This is a genomic window from Chryseobacterium camelliae (assembly GCF_030818575.1).
Lineage (GTDB): Bacteria > Bacteroidota > Bacteroidia > Flavobacteriales > Weeksellaceae > Chryseobacterium > Chryseobacterium camelliae_A.
Window position 1 is genome coordinate 728,306 of record NZ_JAUTAL010000001.1, and the last position, 17,104, is coordinate 745,409.

Sequence of the window (17,104 nt, forward strand, 5' to 3'; positions counted from 1 at the left end):
AATGTGATGTTAAATAGGACAAGCATTCCGCAGGAATACTATCTTTGTGATCACAAAAAAACAAGGCACACGCTAAGTAAATTTGAAAATAAGTCTAATAATTATAATATCTGACATCTAATGTCTCAAAACAAAAGAATTTTCGTAGAAAAAAGAGGAATTTTCGATGTGGAAAGTCCAAAAATTTTTGATGAAGTAAAAGCGGTGGTTCCATCCGTGAAAAGCGTAAAAGTATACAATGTTTACGATATCTTCGGATTGAATGACGGTGAATTTGAAAAAGTAGTCAACAGTACTTTCGTAGATCCGGTTACAGACATCTTACACACAGAAAATCCTGCGCAGGGAATGCATTTCGCTATGGAATTTTTACCGGGCCAGTATGACCAGCGTGCAGATTCCGCTCAGCAATGTATTGCTTTGCTTACCGAAAATGAGAAATCCAAAGTGCGAAGCGGAAAACTGATCGAATTGGATGGGGTTTCGCAGGATGAACTGTCTAAAATCAAGGATCTGCTCATCAATAAAGTGGAATCACAGGAAAAAGATCTGTCTATCCTGAATATTCCGGCAGAGGAAGCACCGTCAAAAGTGATCACCCATGAAAATTTCATCAATTTCGATGAAGTACAGTTGGAAAACTTTTATAACAACCATGGTTTTGCCCTGGGATTGGACGATTTAAAATTCATTCAGGAGTATTTCAAATCTGAACATCGAAACCCTACGGAAACCGAACTGAAAGTTCTGGATACCTATTGGAGCGACCACTGCCGCCACACGACATTTGAAACAGAATTATCCAATATTGAATTTGAAGGACAGTTTAAACATACACTGGAAACCATTTTCAACGACTATATCGAAAAAAGAAAATTCTTAGGCCGCGAGCTGAAGCCAATTTCCTTAATGGATCTTGCTACGGTTTGCGCCAGATATTTCCATAAAACAGGCAACCTGGAAAACCTGGTGGTCTCCGATGAGATCAATGCCTGTACCATCCAGATTGAAGCTGAATACGACGGTAAAAAAGAGCCGTGGTATTTACTGTTTAAAAATGAGACCCATAATCACCCGACTGAAATTGAACCGTTCGGAGGCGCTTCAACCTGTCTTGGAGGGGCTATCCGGGATCCTTTGTCCGGGCGTTCTTTTGTATTCCAGGCGATGAGGTTAACCGGTGCTGCAAATGTGCTGGAACCGGTTGACAAGACCTTACCGGGGAAATTGCCTCAGAAAACCATTACCAGGCAGGCTGCCAACGGATATTCTTCTTACGGAAACCAGATCGGTCTGGCTACAACCATGGTTTCAGAAATATATGACGAAGGTTATAAAGCCAAAAGAATGGAAGTCGGCTTTGTTGCCGGTGCCGTTCCGGTAGACTGGGTAAGACGTGAAAAGCCGGCTAACGGCGATTCTATTATCATTCTGGGAGGTGCTACGGGCCGTGATGGCGTTGGCGGTGCCAGCGGAAGTTCAAAAGAGCAGGATGAAACGTCGATCCATACCATGAGTTCTGAAGTACAGAAAGGAAATGCGGTTGAGGAACGTAAAATCCAGCGTTTATTCAGGAATCCTGAAGTAACGAAATTGATCAAGAAATCAAATGATTTTGGTGCGGGAGGGGTTTCCGTAGCCATCGGTGAAATTGCCGATTCACTGGAAGTAAACCTGGATGTCTTGCCTTTGAAATATGAGGGATTGAACGGAACAGAGCTGGCCATTTCCGAATCTCAGGAGAGAATGGCTGTAGTGGTGGACCCTCAGGATAAAGAGGCTTTTATCAAATTCTGCGAAGCGGAAAATATTGTTGCTGTTGAAGTGGCTAAAGTGACAGATTCCGGAAGGATGCAGATGTTCTGGAAAGGCGATAAAATCGTTGATCTTTCAAGAGCATTTTTAGATACCAACGGCTGCTCCAAAACACAGGAGGTAAGAATTACCCATCTCGATGAAGTAAAAGAAGATACACAAGCATTCAGTGAAGAAAGCTTCCTCAAGATATTAGGCGATAAAAATGTCGCTTCCCAGAAAGGGTTGTTGGAAATGTTTGATTCCTCTATCGGAGCAACTACCGTAGCAATGCCTTTAGGAGGGAAATACCAGCAAACCCTGATGGAAGGAAGTGTTCAGACCCTTCCGGTTTTGGGTGCAAAAGATATTGAAACTGTTTCCCTGGCCAGCTGGGGCTTTGATGCAGACATTTCTAAACAGAACTCGTTATTAGGTGCTTCTTATGCCGTACTGGAAAGTGTAGCAAAAATTGTAGCGATGGGTGGTGATTATAAAAATATCAGGCTGAGCTTCCAGGAGTATTTTGAGAAATTGGGACAGAATCCTGAGAAATGGGGTAAACCTCTGGCTTCTTTATTAGGAGCATACGATGCACAGATGAATTTTGGTCTGGCAGCTATCGGAGGAAAAGATTCCATGAGCGGAACCTACCAGGACCTGAATGTTCCTCCTACATTGATTTCATTTGCCTGTGCCAATGGAGAGAAGAAAAATATCATTTCTCCTGAATTTAAAAAGGCAGGCAATAAAATTTATTTGTTTAGCCATAAGTCACAGGAAAACGGACTGCCGGATTACAATGCTCTGAAAGCTGTTTTTGAATTTGTTTTTGAAAATATCAGAGCCGGAAAAATCGTCTCCGTAAAAACGGTAAAAGAAGGCGGAGTAGCAGTGGCTTTAGCAAAAATGAGCTTTGGAAACCGCTTAGGTGCAGAAGTTACAGCTGACGAAAATGTATTACTGGCTAAAAATATCGGAAGCCTGATCATTGAAGCCACGGAAGAATTAGGCTTTGCAGACTTAAAGCTTATCGGAGCTGTTAATGATTCGAAAAATCTCAAAATCAACGATTCCGAATTTGCCATTGAAAAATTACTGGCCGCCAATACCCATACTTTTGAAAACCTTTTCCCGACTGCTGAAAAGGAAAAGATAACGGTTGAGCTGGACGGAAAACTAAATTCAGTCAATCCGAGGAATATAACCATTAAAAAGCATGGGATCGTGCAGCCAAAAGTATTCGCTCCGGTATTCCCGGGAACCAACTGCGAGTATGATACGCTGAACGCATTTGCAAAAGAAGGGGCGGCCGTAAGCAGCCTGCCTCTGATCAATATCAATCACCAGCTGCTGGAAGAGAGTATTGATGCCTGGGTAGAAGAGATCAGGACATCACAGATTTTAGCATTCTCAGGTGGTTTCTCTGCCGGTGACGAACCGGATGGATCAGCAAAATTCATCGTGAATGTGCTGAAAAACGAAAAAATGAAGAATGCGGTTCACGAACTGTTGGACAGAGACGGGATGATCATCGGAATCTGCAATGGGTTCCAGGCATTGGTGAAATCAGGATTGCTGCCTTACGGAAGGATCAAGGATCTGGATGAAAATTCTCCTACATTAGCGCATAATGCTATCAGAAGGCATATTTCCCAGATGGTCAACGTAAGGGTGGTGAATGATGAATCGCCTTGGCTGAAAGGAATGAAAGACCAGGTGTTCACAATCCCTATTTCCCACGGAGAAGGCCGTTTCATGGCATCGGAATCAGAAATTCAGAAGCTGTACGAAAATGGACAGATTGCTACTCAGTACCTTGATCTTGAAGGGAATATTGCCCACGGAATGCCGTTCAACCCAAATAATTCATTATTCGGAATCGAGGGGATCACGAGCCCGGATGGAAAAATCTTCGGAAGGATGGGACACCCGGAACGTTTCGCAGAAGGACTGATGAAAAATATTCCTACCGCAAACTACCATAACATATTCAGAAATGGAGTGGAATACTTCAAATAAATTTTTATAAATTTGTTAGCATAAGCCAGCCAAAATATGAACGTTTCAGGAATAAAAATTGAAAAAAACTCAAATGGGACATTGAAAACTGTCACTTTTGACTTAGAAAAATATGGCAAAATTTTACAGCCTATTTTAGAAGATCTCGGAGTAGTGGAAGATAGCCGCCTCCAAAAAAAGTTTTATTCTTTAGATGAAGCAAAAGCTGAAACAAAAAGACGTTTAACTGAGCTATGCAGGAAAGACAAGCTGTTGTAATTAGTGAAGATGTTTTAGATTATTTGGCTGAACTTTCATATGTCTTATTTAAGAATGGTTATTTTGACTACTTTGAAAATGCTTTAAATTATGTAGATGATATTTACAACGATATATTTAGATATATTTATATTGCAAAGCGAATTAAAGTACATGCAAAGCACAGGGATTTTGGAGATTTCTATTTTGTAATAAAAACAAATAGGCGTACCGCTTGGCATATCTACTTTATTGAGAAAGACAAGATTTATTATATCACCAAAATCTTAAATAATCATTTGGAAACTGCAAGATTCCTGAATATGTAGATAAAACTGAATCAATGTTATTTTATTAGTTTATTTGAAACTAGCTTATAAATAAATGAATCAAGAAATGAATAAACAAAAAATGACTGTCATCCATGGCAGTCATTTTTCTGATCTGCCGGGATTTTATCGAGAAGCCTCAAAGGTTTTCATGAAGGATACCGGTTGGGAAATGGGTACCCTGGATGGTTTTGACGACATTCTGTACGGAGGTTTTGGTGTTTTTGAGAACGGTGAGCATGTGACTGTTATCTGGAAAGATGCCCGGAAGTCACAATATGATCTGGGTCTGGAAGCCACAAAAGCGTTTTACGAATATAAGGTTCGTCAGGGAAAGCCCTTTAATACACAGCTTATCCAGCAAAAACTGGATGACCTGATGAACGGAAAAGGACAGACCCTGTTTGAAATTCTTGTTGAAATTATAGAATCCCATAAAAATATTACCTTAATTTTAGACTGAAAACAGCAAATATGCTATTTGCTAATGCTGGTGAAATGAGCATCAGAAAGGTACCAAAGTATAAAAAACTTACATTCATGAAGAAAATGAGATATGGACTGTTCTTCGGGGACAGCATTACCTACGGGGAATACGACGGCGTATTCGGAGGTTGGGTAGATATTGTAAAAAGATATGCCTTACAGAAATATAACGAAGGAAGTCATGAACTGATCCTGTTCAATCTGGGAATTGGCGGTGAAACTACCGAAGGCCTCTTAAGAAGGATTTCTCCTGAAATGGAAGCCAGGAATGCTGCAGACGGTAATATTGTTTTTATAGGTTACGGTGCCAATGACCTGGTCATAAAAGATGGCATTCAGCTGGTAGATGCAGAACTATTTGAACAGAATGTAGTATCTGCCGTTCAGCATGCCAGACGTTACACCGAGGATATTTATCTCATAAGCATTCTTCCGATTTCAAAATTTGTGGATGGAGTAGTTGTCGCTTCGGGAAAGCAGCGAACAAATGGTGACGTAATAAGATACAACAGCATCTTAAAAAATATAGCTTGTGAACTCAATCTCAGCTACCTGGATTTCCATTCTGCATTTGAACAGGACAGGGAATTACTGCTTTCCGCAGACGGAGTCCATCCCAATGAAAAGGGGTACGGAATGATGGCGGAAATCGCTATTCCGGTCATTGAACAGTATCTTTGAGGAGGATTCGCTTTACGGTGATTACGTGATTATGATCTGGCTTCGCAGAAATGAATCGTTTAAAGAATTATATGGGCAAAATATATTTTCCATAGACCATAATTCCGACAAGTACGGAAGCTATGGCCATCAGAAGCACGGCGCCTGCCGAGACATCTTTGATAAATCCGATTCTCTTGTCGAATTCAGGATGTACCACGTCACAGATCTTTTCAATTGATGTATTGAACATTTCAGCAGCCAGAACAGCGAAAGATACCAGGAGGATGAGGGCAGTATCGAAGTATGACAGGTGGAAATAAAAAATCAGCACGATATTCAGGACGAAAGCAAAAAGCTCAATCTTGAAATTCCGTTCACTTTTCACCATCAGGAAAATACCCCGGAAAGCATTCAGAAAACTTTTATGAACAGGAGGTTTTCGCATGGTAAAATATTATGCACAAATATAACCAAATCACCAGAAATAATGCTTATATTTATTCACCGGACATTTCAGAGAAGACGATGCGAGTAAATGCAGTGTTTGTGCAGCATTGGGAGAGATCCGGATTCCGGGGGCGAAAACAGCACTGAATTTTCTTTTGATAGTTGTTAATAACTCTCAGGATTATTTTTTTTAATCTGTTTTCTATTTATTATATTTGTAAAAATTTATTTTTAAATCTATGAAATTTATTATTTCAAGTGGTGAACTTCAGAAGGCTTTACAAACTGTAAGTGGCGTAATATCAAGTTCTCAGTCGAGACCGATTTTAGAAAACTATCTTTTTGAATTAGACGGAAACAACGTTACCATTACAGCATCTGATGGCGAAACGACTCTGGTGACTTCCCTTGAGGTAAGGTCTGATGATTCGGGTAAATTTGCCGTTCCGGCCAAAATCTTTCAGGATTTTATCAAGACCTATGGCGAGCAGCCGCTTACGCTGTCTGTGAAAGACAATGCGGAAGGTACCGGGAGCCAGCTTGAAATTTTAGATGAAAAAGACAACTTTGCCGTAGCACTGGACAATGCAGATGATTATCCGGAACTTCCGGAATTCGATGCCTCACAAAGCGTTACCATGTCGGCCGGAGTTTTATCTGAAGCATTAACCAACACACTTTTTGCTACCAGCAACGATTCACTTCGTCCTGTGATGACTGGTGTATTGTTCCAGTTCGGAGAAAACGAGACGAACTTTGTCTCCACAGATTCCCACAGGCTGGTCGTGTACAAAAGAATAGACCTGATGAATGCCGAACCTATGGAATTCATCATGCCGAAAAAACCGCTTAATATCTTCAAAAATATTCTTGCCAGTTCAAATGATGATGTAACCATTGACTTTAATGAGAATATGGCCAGGTTTACTTTCGGAAAACATACCTGGATCTGCAGGCTGATCGACGGAAAATACCCTAACTATACTGCGGTAATTCCAAAAGAAAACCCGAATGTGCTGACAATCAACAGGAACCTTCTGCTGGGAGCTATTAAAAGAGCGTCCATTATGTCTAATAAATCTACCAACCAGGTAAGATTCAAGCTTTCAGGCAACATCCTTCACCTTCATGCGGAAGATACAGAATATGCTAACAAAGCGGATATGCAGATCCCTTGTGATTACAATGGGGAGGATATCAATATCGGATTCAGCTCTAAGTTTTTAACAGAGATGTTAACCATCCTGGGTTCGGATGATATTACGATGAAAATGTCCCAGCCTAACAGACCGGGAATCATTGAACCTCTTGACGGTCTCGAAGAAAACGAAAATATCCTGATGTTATCTATGCCGGTAATCGGATTATAATAATACTCAGTATTACAATATCAGGGGCTTTGATTTCAAGGCCTCTTTTTTTATGTACAAGTGTACGAAAAGATTAATGGATATATGCCTGCAAGGCTATAAAATACTACTGTTTCATTTTGTTTTCCGGCAGGAAAATCTCTACAAAAGCAATATTCATGACCTGAAACACTTGGATAAATTTCGCTGTTTCTCAAAAAAACACGACATTTGTAGGCGGAAAATGCCTGCTGGTATCGGTACAAAATTCAAACAAAAAATTTTCAAAATATAAAAAATGAAAATATCAAATAACTGGCTGAAAGACTTTATCAAAACGGAACTGAAGACGGAGAGAATAGGGGAGTTCCTTACCGATATCGGTCTTGAAGTGGAAGGTATAGACCAATTTGAAAGCGTAAAAGGAAGCCTTGAAGGTATTGTTGTAGGAAAAGTCCTTACATGCGAAAAACATCCGAACGCCGATAAGCTTAAGAAAACAACCGTAGATGTAGGCAACGGAAAAGTGCTGAATATCGTTTGCGGCGCCCCGAACGTGGAAGCTGGGCAGACCGTTCCCGTAGCAGTAGTCGGAACAAAAATCTATGATAAATCAGGAAGCTTCTTTGAGATCAAGGAAGCTAAAATAAGGGGAGAAGTGTCCCAGGGGATGATCTGTGCAGAGGACGAATTAGGGTTAAGCGATGATCATGGTGGCATTATGGTGCTGGATGAAGAAAAATACGAAGTGGGGAAAGACTTTGCCGATTATTTTGAGCTTTCCAATGATGAAGTATTTGAAATCGGTTTAACACCTAACAGGACAGACGCCATGTCACATTATGGAGTTGCCCGTGACCTGCACGCCTACCTTTCCACCAATCAGCAGAAGTCCAAGTTTGAAAAACTGTCTTCTGAAAGCCTTCAGAGCGAAGACTCCCATGATTTTACATTGGAAGTGGAAGACTCAGAACTTTGCCCGAGATACATCGGTGCGGTAATCAGGGATGTTAAAGTAGCCGAGTCTCCGGATTGGCTTAAAAACAGGCTAAAAGCCATTGGCTTGAACCCAATCAACAATATTGTGGATATTACCAACTATATCCTTCACGGATACGGTCAGCCCCTTCATGCATTTGATGCAGACAAAATCGCCGATAAAAAGGTAAAAGTCGGCCTTGTAAAAGAAGGTACTAAATTCACGACGCTGGATGGGGTGGAAAGAACATTGAACGGTTCTGAGATCATCATCAAGGATGGGAAAGACCAGCCGATGTGCATTGCCGGTGTTTTCGGTGGTGCTCATTCAGGTGTTTCCTCAGAAACAAGTACTATTTTCCTTGAAAGCGCTTATTTCAATCCGGTAGCGGTAAGAAAGGCGGCAAAATCTCACGGCCTCAATACGGATGCCTCGTTCAGGTTTGAAAGAGGAGTGGACCCGAATATCACCAGGACTGCCATTACCCATGCCATTAAGTTGATTCAGGAATTGGCAGAAGGGAAATTAACCGGTGAATTGCTGGAACAGTACCCTAAAAAGATTGAGGACAGCTACGTGATCTTACGTTTTTCTAAAATCGAACAGATTTTAGGGACCAAAATTCACCGTGAAAAAGTAAAAGAAATATTGAAAGCCCTGGATATTCAGGTGCTGAACGAGATCCAGAACGGGTTTGAAGTTTCCGTGCCGGCCTACAGGGCGGATGTTACCCGTGAAATCGATGTTATCGAAGAAATCCTGAGAATCTATGGATACAATAAAATTGACGCTCCACAGAAAATATCATTTACTCCGGTAAAGCTGAATGCTAAAGATCAGGATGAGCTGGAAAACAATTGGGCAAGGAGCCTTCAGGCATTAGGCTTCAATGAAGTAATGAATAATTCCCTTACTTCTGTAAAAGATGAGACCGATGCCGTGAAACTCTTGAATCCATTGAGCGGTGACCTGGCATTCATGCGCAAATCGCTGCTGGAAGGCCTTCTGCAAAATGCGGTGTACAACATCAACCGGAAAAATGCGGATATCAAATTCTTTGAATTCGGAAAGATCTACCATAAGAAAGAACAATATTTGGAGAGGAAGCAACTGGCTATGCTGGTAACCGGAAGGGAAGTGGCTGAAAACTGGCTGCAGCCTAAATCTGCAGTAAGCTTTTATAACCTGAAGGCTTATGTTAAAGTCCTGCTTGAAAAACTGGCTACAGATTATACGGAGACCGCATTGTCAGATGAAAGATTCTCAGATGCACTGACTTATGAGGTGAAGGGTAAGACACTGGTAAGGATCGGGAAAGTATCTCCTGAATTGCTCAAGGAATTTGACATCGATCAGGATTGCTTTTATGCTGAAGTGGAGCTGGAATTTGCACAGGAGCTGAGATCTGAAAATGAACTGAAGTTCAGGGATATTCCAAAATTCAATACCATAAGAAGAGACCTTGCTCTGCTGATCGATAAGAACATCCGTTATCAGGATATTTACCGTACGGCAAAAAACAATAAGTCCCGTTTTATTAAGAACATTAATCTATTTGACGTGTACGAAGGAAAGAACCTTCCTGAAGGCAAGAAATCCTATGCGATGAGTTTTGAACTTCTGAATGAAGAAAAAACTTTGGAGGAAAAGGAAATATCCGCTGTTATGGATAGCCTGATCAAATCATTCCAGAAGGAATTCAATGCAGAACTGAGATCGTAACAGATTGTTCAGCATTTATAAAACAGACGGGCTTTTGGCCCGTTTTTTTATGGATGCTTACAAGGAAAGCTTCGGACTATGCCCCAGCTTTTATAAGCCATTCCGGTGAATAAAATAAAATTTCCGTACATTTGATAAGATCAAAAAAGAAACCAATGAAAAACCTTTTTTTAAGTATATGTGCAGCTGCCGTTCTGGCATCCTGCGGAAGCATGACGAGTGCCTCTGCTTCTAAAGTAGGCAAATCCCAGCCTTCACTGGCCAATACGAAATGGACACTGGCAGACAATGTGAAAGGCAAAGTTCCTACCCTGAACATTGAGGGAGAAAGGGTAAACGGAAATGCCGGATGTAACAGTTACTTCGGAACCGCAAAACTGGATGCTTCTACCGGAAGTTTTTCTGCCTCCCAGATCGGGTCTACAAAAATGATGTGCGATAACATCAGCGTAGAGAAAAATTTCCTGGATATGATGGCAAAGGCGAATAAGTATGTTATTTCAGGCAATACGCTTGAATTGTACCAGGACAATCTTTTATTGCTTAAATTCAATAAGTCAGAATAAAAGCAAGGTATCAGAATAACAGGGCCCGGATGTTCATGCATCCGGGCCCTGGTCTTTTTAAGCTGCTCATGCAGCACTGACAAACAGGAAAAAAGAATTTATATCTGAATTCCAGGAATCAACAACAGGCACAAACAATAAAAGGAACTCATATGAGTTCCTTTTGTATGTTGAATAATGATAATTTCTTATTCCTCGTCTTCTTCATCATCATATTTAGCCAGCTCTTCATCGCACCATTTGAATGCAGCTTCTACCACTTTAGTCGCTTCATCTGCCATAGTTTCTTCATCATCTCCCTCAAGATCATCCAGCCATTCTACTTCTTCCTCTTCCACATTCAGGATAAACCTTGGATATTCCGTATGTACAACGAATAAATCTTCTGGAAATTCCGAATTATCTGCTAATAAAAACTTTGGTAATTTCATTTTTTTAATGTTTTAACGTTAAACCAAAGATAATAAAATTATTGATATTTGTTCTTGTGGATTTTAATTTTTTGAAAAACTTTATGATACGTTAATGTCGTTCTTTTAAGCGTGTCTTCCGGTGTTTTTACTACTGTAATTCTGGGGTTTACGGTGCTGATCAGTTCCGCCATCTGACCGCCTTCCATATCGTCCGGACCATTGACGTAAAATCTGAGGGTAGCTGTTTCCAGCTTTTCAGATTTTAGATAACGGCTGACCTCTTTTCTGTTTTCCAGGTAATCACCTCTGGAAAGCCAGGTAAATATCCCGCCGGTTATAAGGCTTAATGCTCCTACTGCATATAATTTCAGAGAAAAAATGCTGAACAGCTTCCGGAAATAGATGATCCATATGGGAAAGCTGAACGGGGCCAGCAGCCTGTAATCGAGCACATCCAGCGGGTAAAAGAACTGGATCAGAAAAGTGCATCCTATACCTGTAATGCCGATGAAAATGAAATATGACTCTGTCTGATTTAATTGATACTTAAAGAAAAGAAAAATCATACACATCAGGTTGATGCAGCCTACACCATAAATGCCGTAGTTGACGATGCCGCCTCCCGGGCTGGCTATATGGATAAATGGATTGAAAGTAGTGCATAACCCCTGGAATAATTCCGTCAGGAGCTGCGGGACATTGTGAGGGCCGTCCTCCAGTACGTTTTTAAGGTAATCCTGAGTAAAATAATCAATAAAAAGAAATTTATAAGCCAGGATATATACACAGGCTATCGCAGCCGACACGGTAAAAGCAGCCGAATATTTTTTACGCAGGTGAAGCAGGCCGAATAGCCCGCATGCCCCGATGATGAATAATGCATTGTACCGAATCGTATACATCAGGATCAGCAAAAATGAAAGGTAAAAGACCGCTTTCCTGAATTGCAGTTTTTCCCGTATCACCAGGTCCGAGACGTACAGCAATATGAAACCAAAAGGTAGGAGTAAGGCTTCGCTAAGCGTAAAAGAAAAAATCGATACAAAACTGAACAGGGAACACGTTAGCAGTGCTTCCCTGAAGTAAAATTTCTTTCTCCACGCAAAAAAAAGGATCCCCAAAAGCGACACGATCCCTATGATCTTACTGCTCCAGAACTCATCTGTACCTAAATACGTAACCAGCCTGATCGCTGCGGGATAGCCGGGCGGAGCAATGGTGTTATCGATCACCGGGAGGCGGCTGGCAAAGCGCATGAAACGGATGGAATCCGGGGTTATCCTGCCTTTTTCATTCAGCAGAAAACGCAAAATGGTCATCATTACCGTAATGATGACCAATGCTGACTGAATATACTTTTCTTTGAATTTAATCACAGTGTTCCGTTATCAGGTTAGAGGAAGCTTCATTGAGCGGCATGCCACTAAGGATGATAGCCATCCGTTATTTTGAAAACATTTTGGAGACTTTCTCTGCCTTCTTGCTTTCAGCATAATCATAGAATCCTTCCCCGGATTTTACGCCTAATTTTCCTGCCATTACCATGTTGACCAACAACGGATTTGGAGCATATTTAGGATTTTTGAAGCCGTCATACATTACATTTAAGATGGCCAGGCAAACATCCAGTCCGATAAAATCTGCCAGCTGAAGCGGTCCCATCGGATGGGCCATTCCCAGTTTCATTACGGTATCGATTTCTTCAACCCCTGCCACACCATTATACAATGTTTCAATAGATTCATTGATCATCGGCATCAAAATCCTGTTGGCAACAAATCCCGGATAGTCATTAACCTCTACAGGTACCTTTCCTAAGGTTTTGCTCATGTCATAGACTGCATCAAACGTTTTCTTTGACGTAGAATATCCTTTGATGATTTCCACCAGCTTCATAATAGGAACCGGGTTCATAAAATGCATCCCGATCACCTTATCCGCCCTCTTGGTAGCCGCCGCAATTTTGGTAATGGAAATGGAGGAAGTATTGGTCGCCAGGATACAGTTCTCAGGGGCAAATTCATCCATCTGCCTGAAGATTTTAAGTTTCAGTTCCTGGTTTTCCGTAGCTGCTTCCACGATCAGGTCAGCGTTGGCTACCGCATCCTGAAGTGCAGTAAAAGTGGTGATATTGCCTAATGTTGTAGCTTTTTGTTCTTCGGTAAGGTTGCCCTTTGCAATTATTCTGTCAAGATTAGTGGTGATGGTTTTAAGGCCTCTGTCCAAAGCTTCCTGGGAAACATCTACAAGGTTAACTTTAAACCCGCTTTGCGCAAAGGTGTGTGCAATACCGTTCCCCATGGTTCCTGCGCCGATAACTACAATGTTTTGAATCATTTTTCCTTATTTAATTAAAATTATTTTTTATAAACCGTTACATTTCTGCCCTTTGAAACATCAGCCTTCGATAAGGTTTCATTTTCATTAAAATTGACAAGCCCGTCACTGTCCTGTTTTCTTGAATTGTTCTGGGCGTCAACAACTGCTTTTAGTCCTTTTACGAGGCTGGTCCTTTGGGGTACTGAAAGTTTATCTGTCCCAATGTACAGGTTATATTCGCCTTCCCGCCCAAGTCCGCTATGCTTAAGGATTTCAAGTGAACTTACTTTGTTTTTCTTTTTAAAACTGTTCAGATAGTCCATAACAGGCTTTTCGGAAGGTGTTCCGCAGCATACGCTGGCATAGCCGACCTGCAGGTAATTTGCACTTTTCTGTCCGAAGAAGAAAACGAAACTGAATATACAGGATGTGATAAGAATTTTTTTCATGACCATATTGTTTTACGTGATTTGGTGTGCTTAAAATTAAGCTTTAAATTTTACTTATTCAAATCGTCCCAGACAGCTTTGGAAATATCCGAGATCATCCTGCAGTTAACGGCATCCGACTCCATTGAATTGCTTACCAGTACGTCAATTGCGTAATGGTTTCCATTCGGTAAAGTGACAATCCCTATATCATTTTCCGCAACAGTCAAATCGTTGTCATACTTTCCGGACGATCCCGTTTTATGGGCTATAGGAGTATTTTTTGGAAGCTGTTCAATTAATTTGTTGATGCCGGTTTTTGTTCCGAGCATAATTTGCATTAAGTAGTCAGTTGAATTTTTTGAAAGTATTTTTCCATCATAAAAATCCTTTAATAGACGGACCGCAGAAATCGTAGTACTGTAGTTCAAATATTGATTTTTCCAATTTTGATGCATTTCTGCTTCATTAACTTTAATCTGAATGCCTTTCACACCTTTAGAATTCATGAATTCCTGTACTTTTTGCGGACCTCCGATGAGCTTTAGCAAATAGTCACAACCATTATTATCACTTAAAGCGACAGTATAGTCAAGTATTTCATTCAGGCTGAGTGTGACATTTCCTTTGGGGTATTTCTTTTTAATGGGAGACCAGGTATCAGCCGATAAATCAGATTCCTTTAACAGAAATGCCTGATTCAATGAAAGTACACCTTGGTCCACAAGATCCAAAACTGCGCACGCAATATGAAATTTAAATACGCTGAGCATTGGAAGCTCTTTATCTGCGTTTTTATTATACGTAAACCCATTTTCAAAGCCCAGGACAGAAATGCCCACGGTGGCTTTTTTATTGCTGATGATGGATTGTATTTTCCGATTGAGAACGGTTTGCTGGCCGAATGTGCATATGGAGATAAGAAGAAGTAGGATGCTTAATTTTTTCATAAGGTAATATTAAAAAAAATCCTTCTTTTTAGAAGGATTTTGTATTATAATAAGTATTAAATATTAATTATCTTATCGCTCCAACAGGTAATATGATGGCGGCAATAATGATTAAAATATAGAGTCCGATCAGGATAATGGTGAGAATGCCTATAAACTTGTAATGCGATTTAAGGTATTCAAATGCTCTGGTAAGGCTCGCCTGATTATTGGAGCTTATCGCAGTTTTCATATTGGAACCGAACCTGTACAGGTAATTGATTGGTATAAAATATAAACCTGCCAATACGAGGTAAGTAGATCCTAATATCAGTCCACTTCCCATTGGAAAAAATTTGCCATACATACCAGCTGAATTCCCCAGCGAAATCATCATTATGCCTGCCAGGATCATAAACCCGATACCTATATACCCCAATATAGCCAAAAAGGTAGTCCATTTTCCTGCTTCAGCAAGGAAAAGTTTTGAGGAAGCATCAATTCTGAGCTCATCAAATTGTTCAAAAGGAGATTGATTGTCCATGTAAATTGTTTTAGATTATTATCTAACCAAAGTACATAATTGTCTGAATTCTGACAATAGGTAAAGCCATAATTTTCTGCAAGTTCTATTTTAACTCAATGTAATTCAGATTGATCCCGTTGTTCTCAAAAATAATTCTTATCCTGTTCTCTCCCTTATTCAGATGAACTCTTTTTATCGAAAAGGTGTTCCATTTTTCATTTCCTCCCGTTGACGGCAGCGATACAGAAGCCAGTTTCTTCCCGGTACTGTCTTCAATTCTAATTGTTCCACTGGTTGGCGCCGAATAACGGATGTCCACGGTGTAATTTTTATCGGATGCAGACTGTATGGTATACTGCATCCATTCACCGGTTTCCGTTTTTCCTACATAATATTTGTTGGTCACTTTATCGTTACAGAGATAAATGTCTACGCCGTCGTTCCTCATCTGGTTTCCTGAGTTCCATTCTGATCTTTTGGCAGGATCGCTTACCCAAAGGTTGACATAATCCTTGTCCAGATAAGCTGACCCCATCCTTCCCAGGTCATATTCAGCAGCAAAAATTCTTCCCGGGGCATTATGGTTTTTAAATGGCAAGGTAGAGGCATCCCTGGTCTGCCTGAACATGGCATCGATAACGTCTTTTTTTACTTCTACATGATCAAATTTGTAACCTTCAGCAATATCCATCAGTGTTTTGGTAGCAAATTCCTTGGATGGTTTTTCACCTCCTTTTTTCCAATAGTCAAGCAGCTTCTGATATTCCGGGGTGATTTTTACATTGGTGATTCCTGCAATATTGTCAATCTTTTTCATCGGCCAGAACGCATAGCCGATATTATGTTTGTCTAGCAGTTGTATCAGCTGGGTAAACCATACATTAGAGTTTTCACCGGTTTCTCCCAGCCAGATCGGTGCATTATGCTTATTTCTGAGGTCGAGCGCAAACTTAAGCGTTGCATCGTCATTGTTATTCCAGTATTTATGGAAGCTGAATACCATATTGTTGTCCCATAGCTGAGGAAGTCCGTTATAATTATTTCCCCATCCGTTTCCTTCAATGATGATGATGTGTTTTTTATCTACTTCGCGGATGGCCTGTGTAATTTCCTTCTGAAGCTTCCAGAGAGGTGCATTGGACATCTCATCTGTACCGTTAGGGTTTTTGCCGGTAAAATTAATATTAGGTTCATTAATCAGATCATAGCCTCCAATCCAGGCTTCGTCTTTATATCTTTCGGCCAGCTTTTTCCAGAGGGCAATGGTTTTTCTCTGGTTTTCCGGGCTTTCCCAAAGGGAGGGTTTGGATTTGTCATTATCCGAAATATTAACGTCATTGCCCTGGCCACCCGGAGCGGCGTGAAGGTCGAGGATCAGGTACATATTGTTTTCAGCACACCATTTCAGCAGGTCATCCGTCATCCTGAAACCTTCCTCCAGCCAGGTATCTTGTCCCTTCACGGGTTCTTTTTCGATAGGGAGCGTATACAGGTTATAGTGCATGGGAAGGCGGATGGAATTAAATCCTGCCTGCTTCAAAAAATCAATGTCTTTTTTAGTGATCCCATTATTCAGATAGGCCTGATAGAATTTTTTCATTCCTTCCTCGCCAATCAGTTCCGCTATTTTCTCTTTTATTTTATACTGCGGACCTGCAAAGTCGGCAGTTTTCAGCATATAGCCCTCCTGGAGCATCCAGCCGCCGGGCCCGAGGCCTCTCAGCTGTATATTTTCACCTTTGTCGTTTACGATCTTCTGGCCGCTTGTTTTTAAAAGCTGTGATGTCCCAAATTGAGACAATAAAAAAGCGGATAATAGAATGGCTCTTTTCATAATGGTTTGCTTATTTAATATGAGGAGATTTGTTTAAAGAAATTAGGTTACTGATGACAAA

At 40.7% G+C, this 17,104-nt stretch carries 16 protein-coding genes; 8 read left to right on the top strand and 8 right to left on the bottom strand.

Annotated elements, in window-relative coordinates; all coding sequences use genetic code 11:
* Window positions 1-120: 120 nt before the first annotated feature.
* From QE404_RS03290 to QE404_RS03310, 5 genes are all read left to right on the top strand, one after another.
* Entirely contained in the window at window positions 121-3,816 is a 3,696-nt protein-coding gene (locus QE404_RS03290; protein ID WP_307446440.1) for a phosphoribosylformylglycinamidine synthase, read from the top strand.
* 36 nt (window positions 3,817-3,852) lie between these two features.
* Window positions 3,853-4,074 carry a hypothetical protein gene (locus tag QE404_RS03295; RefSeq protein ID WP_307446445.1) on the top strand — a complete coding sequence of 74 codons (222 nt, stop codon included), beginning with the start codon at window positions 3,853-3,855 and terminating at the stop codon, window positions 4,072-4,074.
* Window positions 4,050-4,382, top strand: coding sequence for a hypothetical protein (locus tag QE404_RS03300; RefSeq protein ID WP_307446448.1), 333 nt, complete (start codon window positions 4,050-4,052; stop codon window positions 4,380-4,382). Before QE404_RS03295 ends, QE404_RS03300 begins: the two co-directional genes overlap by 25 nt.
* A 67-nt stretch (window positions 4,383-4,449) precedes the next feature.
* Entirely contained in the window at window positions 4,450-4,845 is a 396-nt protein-coding gene (locus QE404_RS03305) for a ribonuclease inhibitor (RefSeq protein ID WP_307446450.1), read from the top strand.
* Between the two features lie 77 nt (window positions 4,846-4,922).
* On the top strand, window positions 4,923-5,549 hold the full coding sequence (locus tag QE404_RS03310; RefSeq protein ID WP_307446453.1) for an SGNH/GDSL hydrolase family protein: 627 nt from the start codon (window positions 4,923-4,925) through the stop codon (window positions 5,547-5,549).
* Window positions 5,550-5,616: 67 nt separating this feature from the next.
* Here QE404_RS03310 and QE404_RS03315 read toward each other — a convergent pair whose 3' ends face one another.
* Window positions 5,617-5,976: a diacylglycerol kinase family protein gene (locus tag QE404_RS03315; protein WP_307446455.1), complete on the bottom strand. Its 360-nt coding sequence runs from the start codon at window positions 5,974-5,976 to the stop codon at window positions 5,617-5,619.
* Between the two features lie 241 nt (window positions 5,977-6,217).
* Here QE404_RS03315 and dnaN point away from each other — a divergent pair, with 241 nt between their 5' ends.
* The 3 genes from dnaN to QE404_RS03330 all read left to right on the top strand — a co-directional run bounded on the left by dnaN (window position 6,218) and on the right by QE404_RS03330 (window position 10,594).
* On the top strand, window positions 6,218-7,348 hold the full coding sequence (dnaN, locus tag QE404_RS03320) for a DNA polymerase III subunit beta (RefSeq protein WP_100077189.1): 1,131 nt from the start codon (window positions 6,218-6,220) through the stop codon (window positions 7,346-7,348).
* A 277-nt stretch (window positions 7,349-7,625) separates the two neighbouring features.
* A complete protein-coding gene (pheT, locus tag QE404_RS03325) occupies window positions 7,626-10,028 on the top strand; it encodes a phenylalanine--tRNA ligase subunit beta (protein ID WP_307446457.1) in 2,403 nt (800 codons plus the stop codon).
* Window positions 10,029-10,183: 155 nt separating this feature from the next.
* Window positions 10,184-10,594: an META domain-containing protein gene (locus QE404_RS03330; RefSeq protein ID WP_307446459.1), complete on the top strand. Its 411-nt coding sequence runs from the start codon at window positions 10,184-10,186 to the stop codon at window positions 10,592-10,594.
* A 188-nt stretch (window positions 10,595-10,782) separates the two neighbouring features.
* Here QE404_RS03330 and QE404_RS03335 read toward each other — a convergent pair whose 3' ends face one another.
* The 7 genes from QE404_RS03335 to QE404_RS03365 all read right to left on the bottom strand — a co-directional run bounded on the left by QE404_RS03335 (window position 10,783) and on the right by QE404_RS03365 (window position 17,043).
* A complete protein-coding gene (locus QE404_RS03335; protein WP_129536633.1) occupies window positions 10,783-11,025 on the bottom strand; it encodes a hypothetical protein in 243 nt (80 codons plus the stop codon).
* A gap of 38 nt (window positions 11,026-11,063) precedes the next feature.
* Window positions 11,064-12,383 carry a hypothetical protein gene (locus QE404_RS03340; RefSeq protein ID WP_307453708.1) on the bottom strand — a complete coding sequence of 440 codons (1,320 nt, stop codon included), beginning with the start codon at window positions 12,381-12,383 and terminating at the stop codon, window positions 11,064-11,066.
* Window positions 12,384-12,450: 67 nt separating this feature from the next.
* The gene (locus QE404_RS03345; RefSeq protein WP_307454101.1) at window positions 12,451-13,341 is read right to left on the bottom strand and encodes a 3-hydroxybutyryl-CoA dehydrogenase; all 891 of its coding nucleotides are present in this window, start codon (window positions 13,339-13,341) and stop codon (window positions 12,451-12,453) included.
* Window positions 13,342-13,364: 23 nt separating this feature from the next.
* Window positions 13,365-13,775 (bottom strand): hypothetical protein, encoded by a 411-nt coding sequence (locus QE404_RS03350; protein WP_307446473.1) that lies wholly within the window; start codon window positions 13,773-13,775, stop codon window positions 13,365-13,367.
* Window positions 13,776-13,825: 50 nt separating this feature from the next.
* Window positions 13,826-14,704: a CGA/CIA family class A beta-lactamase gene (gene bla-A, locus QE404_RS03355; protein WP_307446477.1), complete on the bottom strand. Its 879-nt coding sequence runs from the start codon at window positions 14,702-14,704 to the stop codon at window positions 13,826-13,828.
* A gap of 67 nt (window positions 14,705-14,771) precedes the next feature.
* Complete coding sequence (locus tag QE404_RS03360; protein ID WP_307446480.1) at window positions 14,772-15,227, bottom strand: DUF5362 family protein; 456 nt, start codon at window positions 15,225-15,227, stop codon at window positions 14,772-14,774.
* Window positions 15,228-15,312: 85 nt separating this feature from the next.
* A complete protein-coding gene (locus tag QE404_RS03365) occupies window positions 15,313-17,043 on the bottom strand; it encodes a cellulase family glycosylhydrolase (RefSeq protein WP_307446483.1) in 1,731 nt (576 codons plus the stop codon).
* Between the last annotated feature and the right edge of the window lie 61 nt (window positions 17,044-17,104).

What these genes read in the sequence shown, in the direction of transcription:
- QE404_RS03330 (WP_307446459.1), top strand. Translation starts at nt 10,184, where the DNA reads ATGAAAAACCTTTTTTTAAGTATATGTGCAGCTGCCGTTCTGGCATCC.
- QE404_RS03360 (WP_307446480.1), bottom strand. Translation starts at nt 15,227, where the DNA reads ATGGACAATCAATCTCCTTTTGAACAATTTGATGAGCTCAGAATTGAT.
- QE404_RS03315 (WP_307446455.1), bottom strand. Translation starts at nt 5,976, where the DNA reads ATGCGAAAACCTCCTGTTCATAAAAGTTTTCTGAATGCTTTCCGGGGT.
- pheT (WP_307446457.1), top strand. Translation starts at nt 7,626, where the DNA reads ATGAAAATATCAAATAACTGGCTGAAAGACTTTATCAAAACGGAACTG.
- QE404_RS03335 (WP_129536633.1), bottom strand. Translation starts at nt 11,025, where the DNA reads ATGAAATTACCAAAGTTTTTATTAGCAGATAATTCGGAATTTCCAGAA.
- QE404_RS03300 (WP_307446448.1), top strand. Translation starts at nt 4,050, where the DNA reads ATGCAGGAAAGACAAGCTGTTGTAATTAGTGAAGATGTTTTAGATTAT.
- dnaN (WP_100077189.1), top strand. Translation starts at nt 6,218, where the DNA reads ATGAAATTTATTATTTCAAGTGGTGAACTTCAGAAGGCTTTACAAACT.
- QE404_RS03305 (WP_307446450.1), top strand. Translation starts at nt 4,450, where the DNA reads ATGAATAAACAAAAAATGACTGTCATCCATGGCAGTCATTTTTCTGAT.
- QE404_RS03310 (WP_307446453.1), top strand. Translation starts at nt 4,923, where the DNA reads ATGAAGAAAATGAGATATGGACTGTTCTTCGGGGACAGCATTACCTAC.
- QE404_RS03365 (WP_307446483.1), bottom strand. Translation starts at nt 17,043, where the DNA reads ATGAAAAGAGCCATTCTATTATCCGCTTTTTTATTGTCTCAATTTGGG.
- QE404_RS03350 (WP_307446473.1), bottom strand. Translation starts at nt 13,775, where the DNA reads ATGAAAAAAATTCTTATCACATCCTGTATATTCAGTTTCGTTTTCTTC.
- QE404_RS03295 (WP_307446445.1), top strand. Translation starts at nt 3,853, where the DNA reads ATGAACGTTTCAGGAATAAAAATTGAAAAAAACTCAAATGGGACATTG.
- bla-A (WP_307446477.1), bottom strand. Translation starts at nt 14,704, where the DNA reads ATGAAAAAATTAAGCATCCTACTTCTTCTTATCTCCATATGCACATTC.
- QE404_RS03290 (WP_307446440.1), top strand. Translation starts at nt 121, where the DNA reads ATGTCTCAAAACAAAAGAATTTTCGTAGAAAAAAGAGGAATTTTCGAT.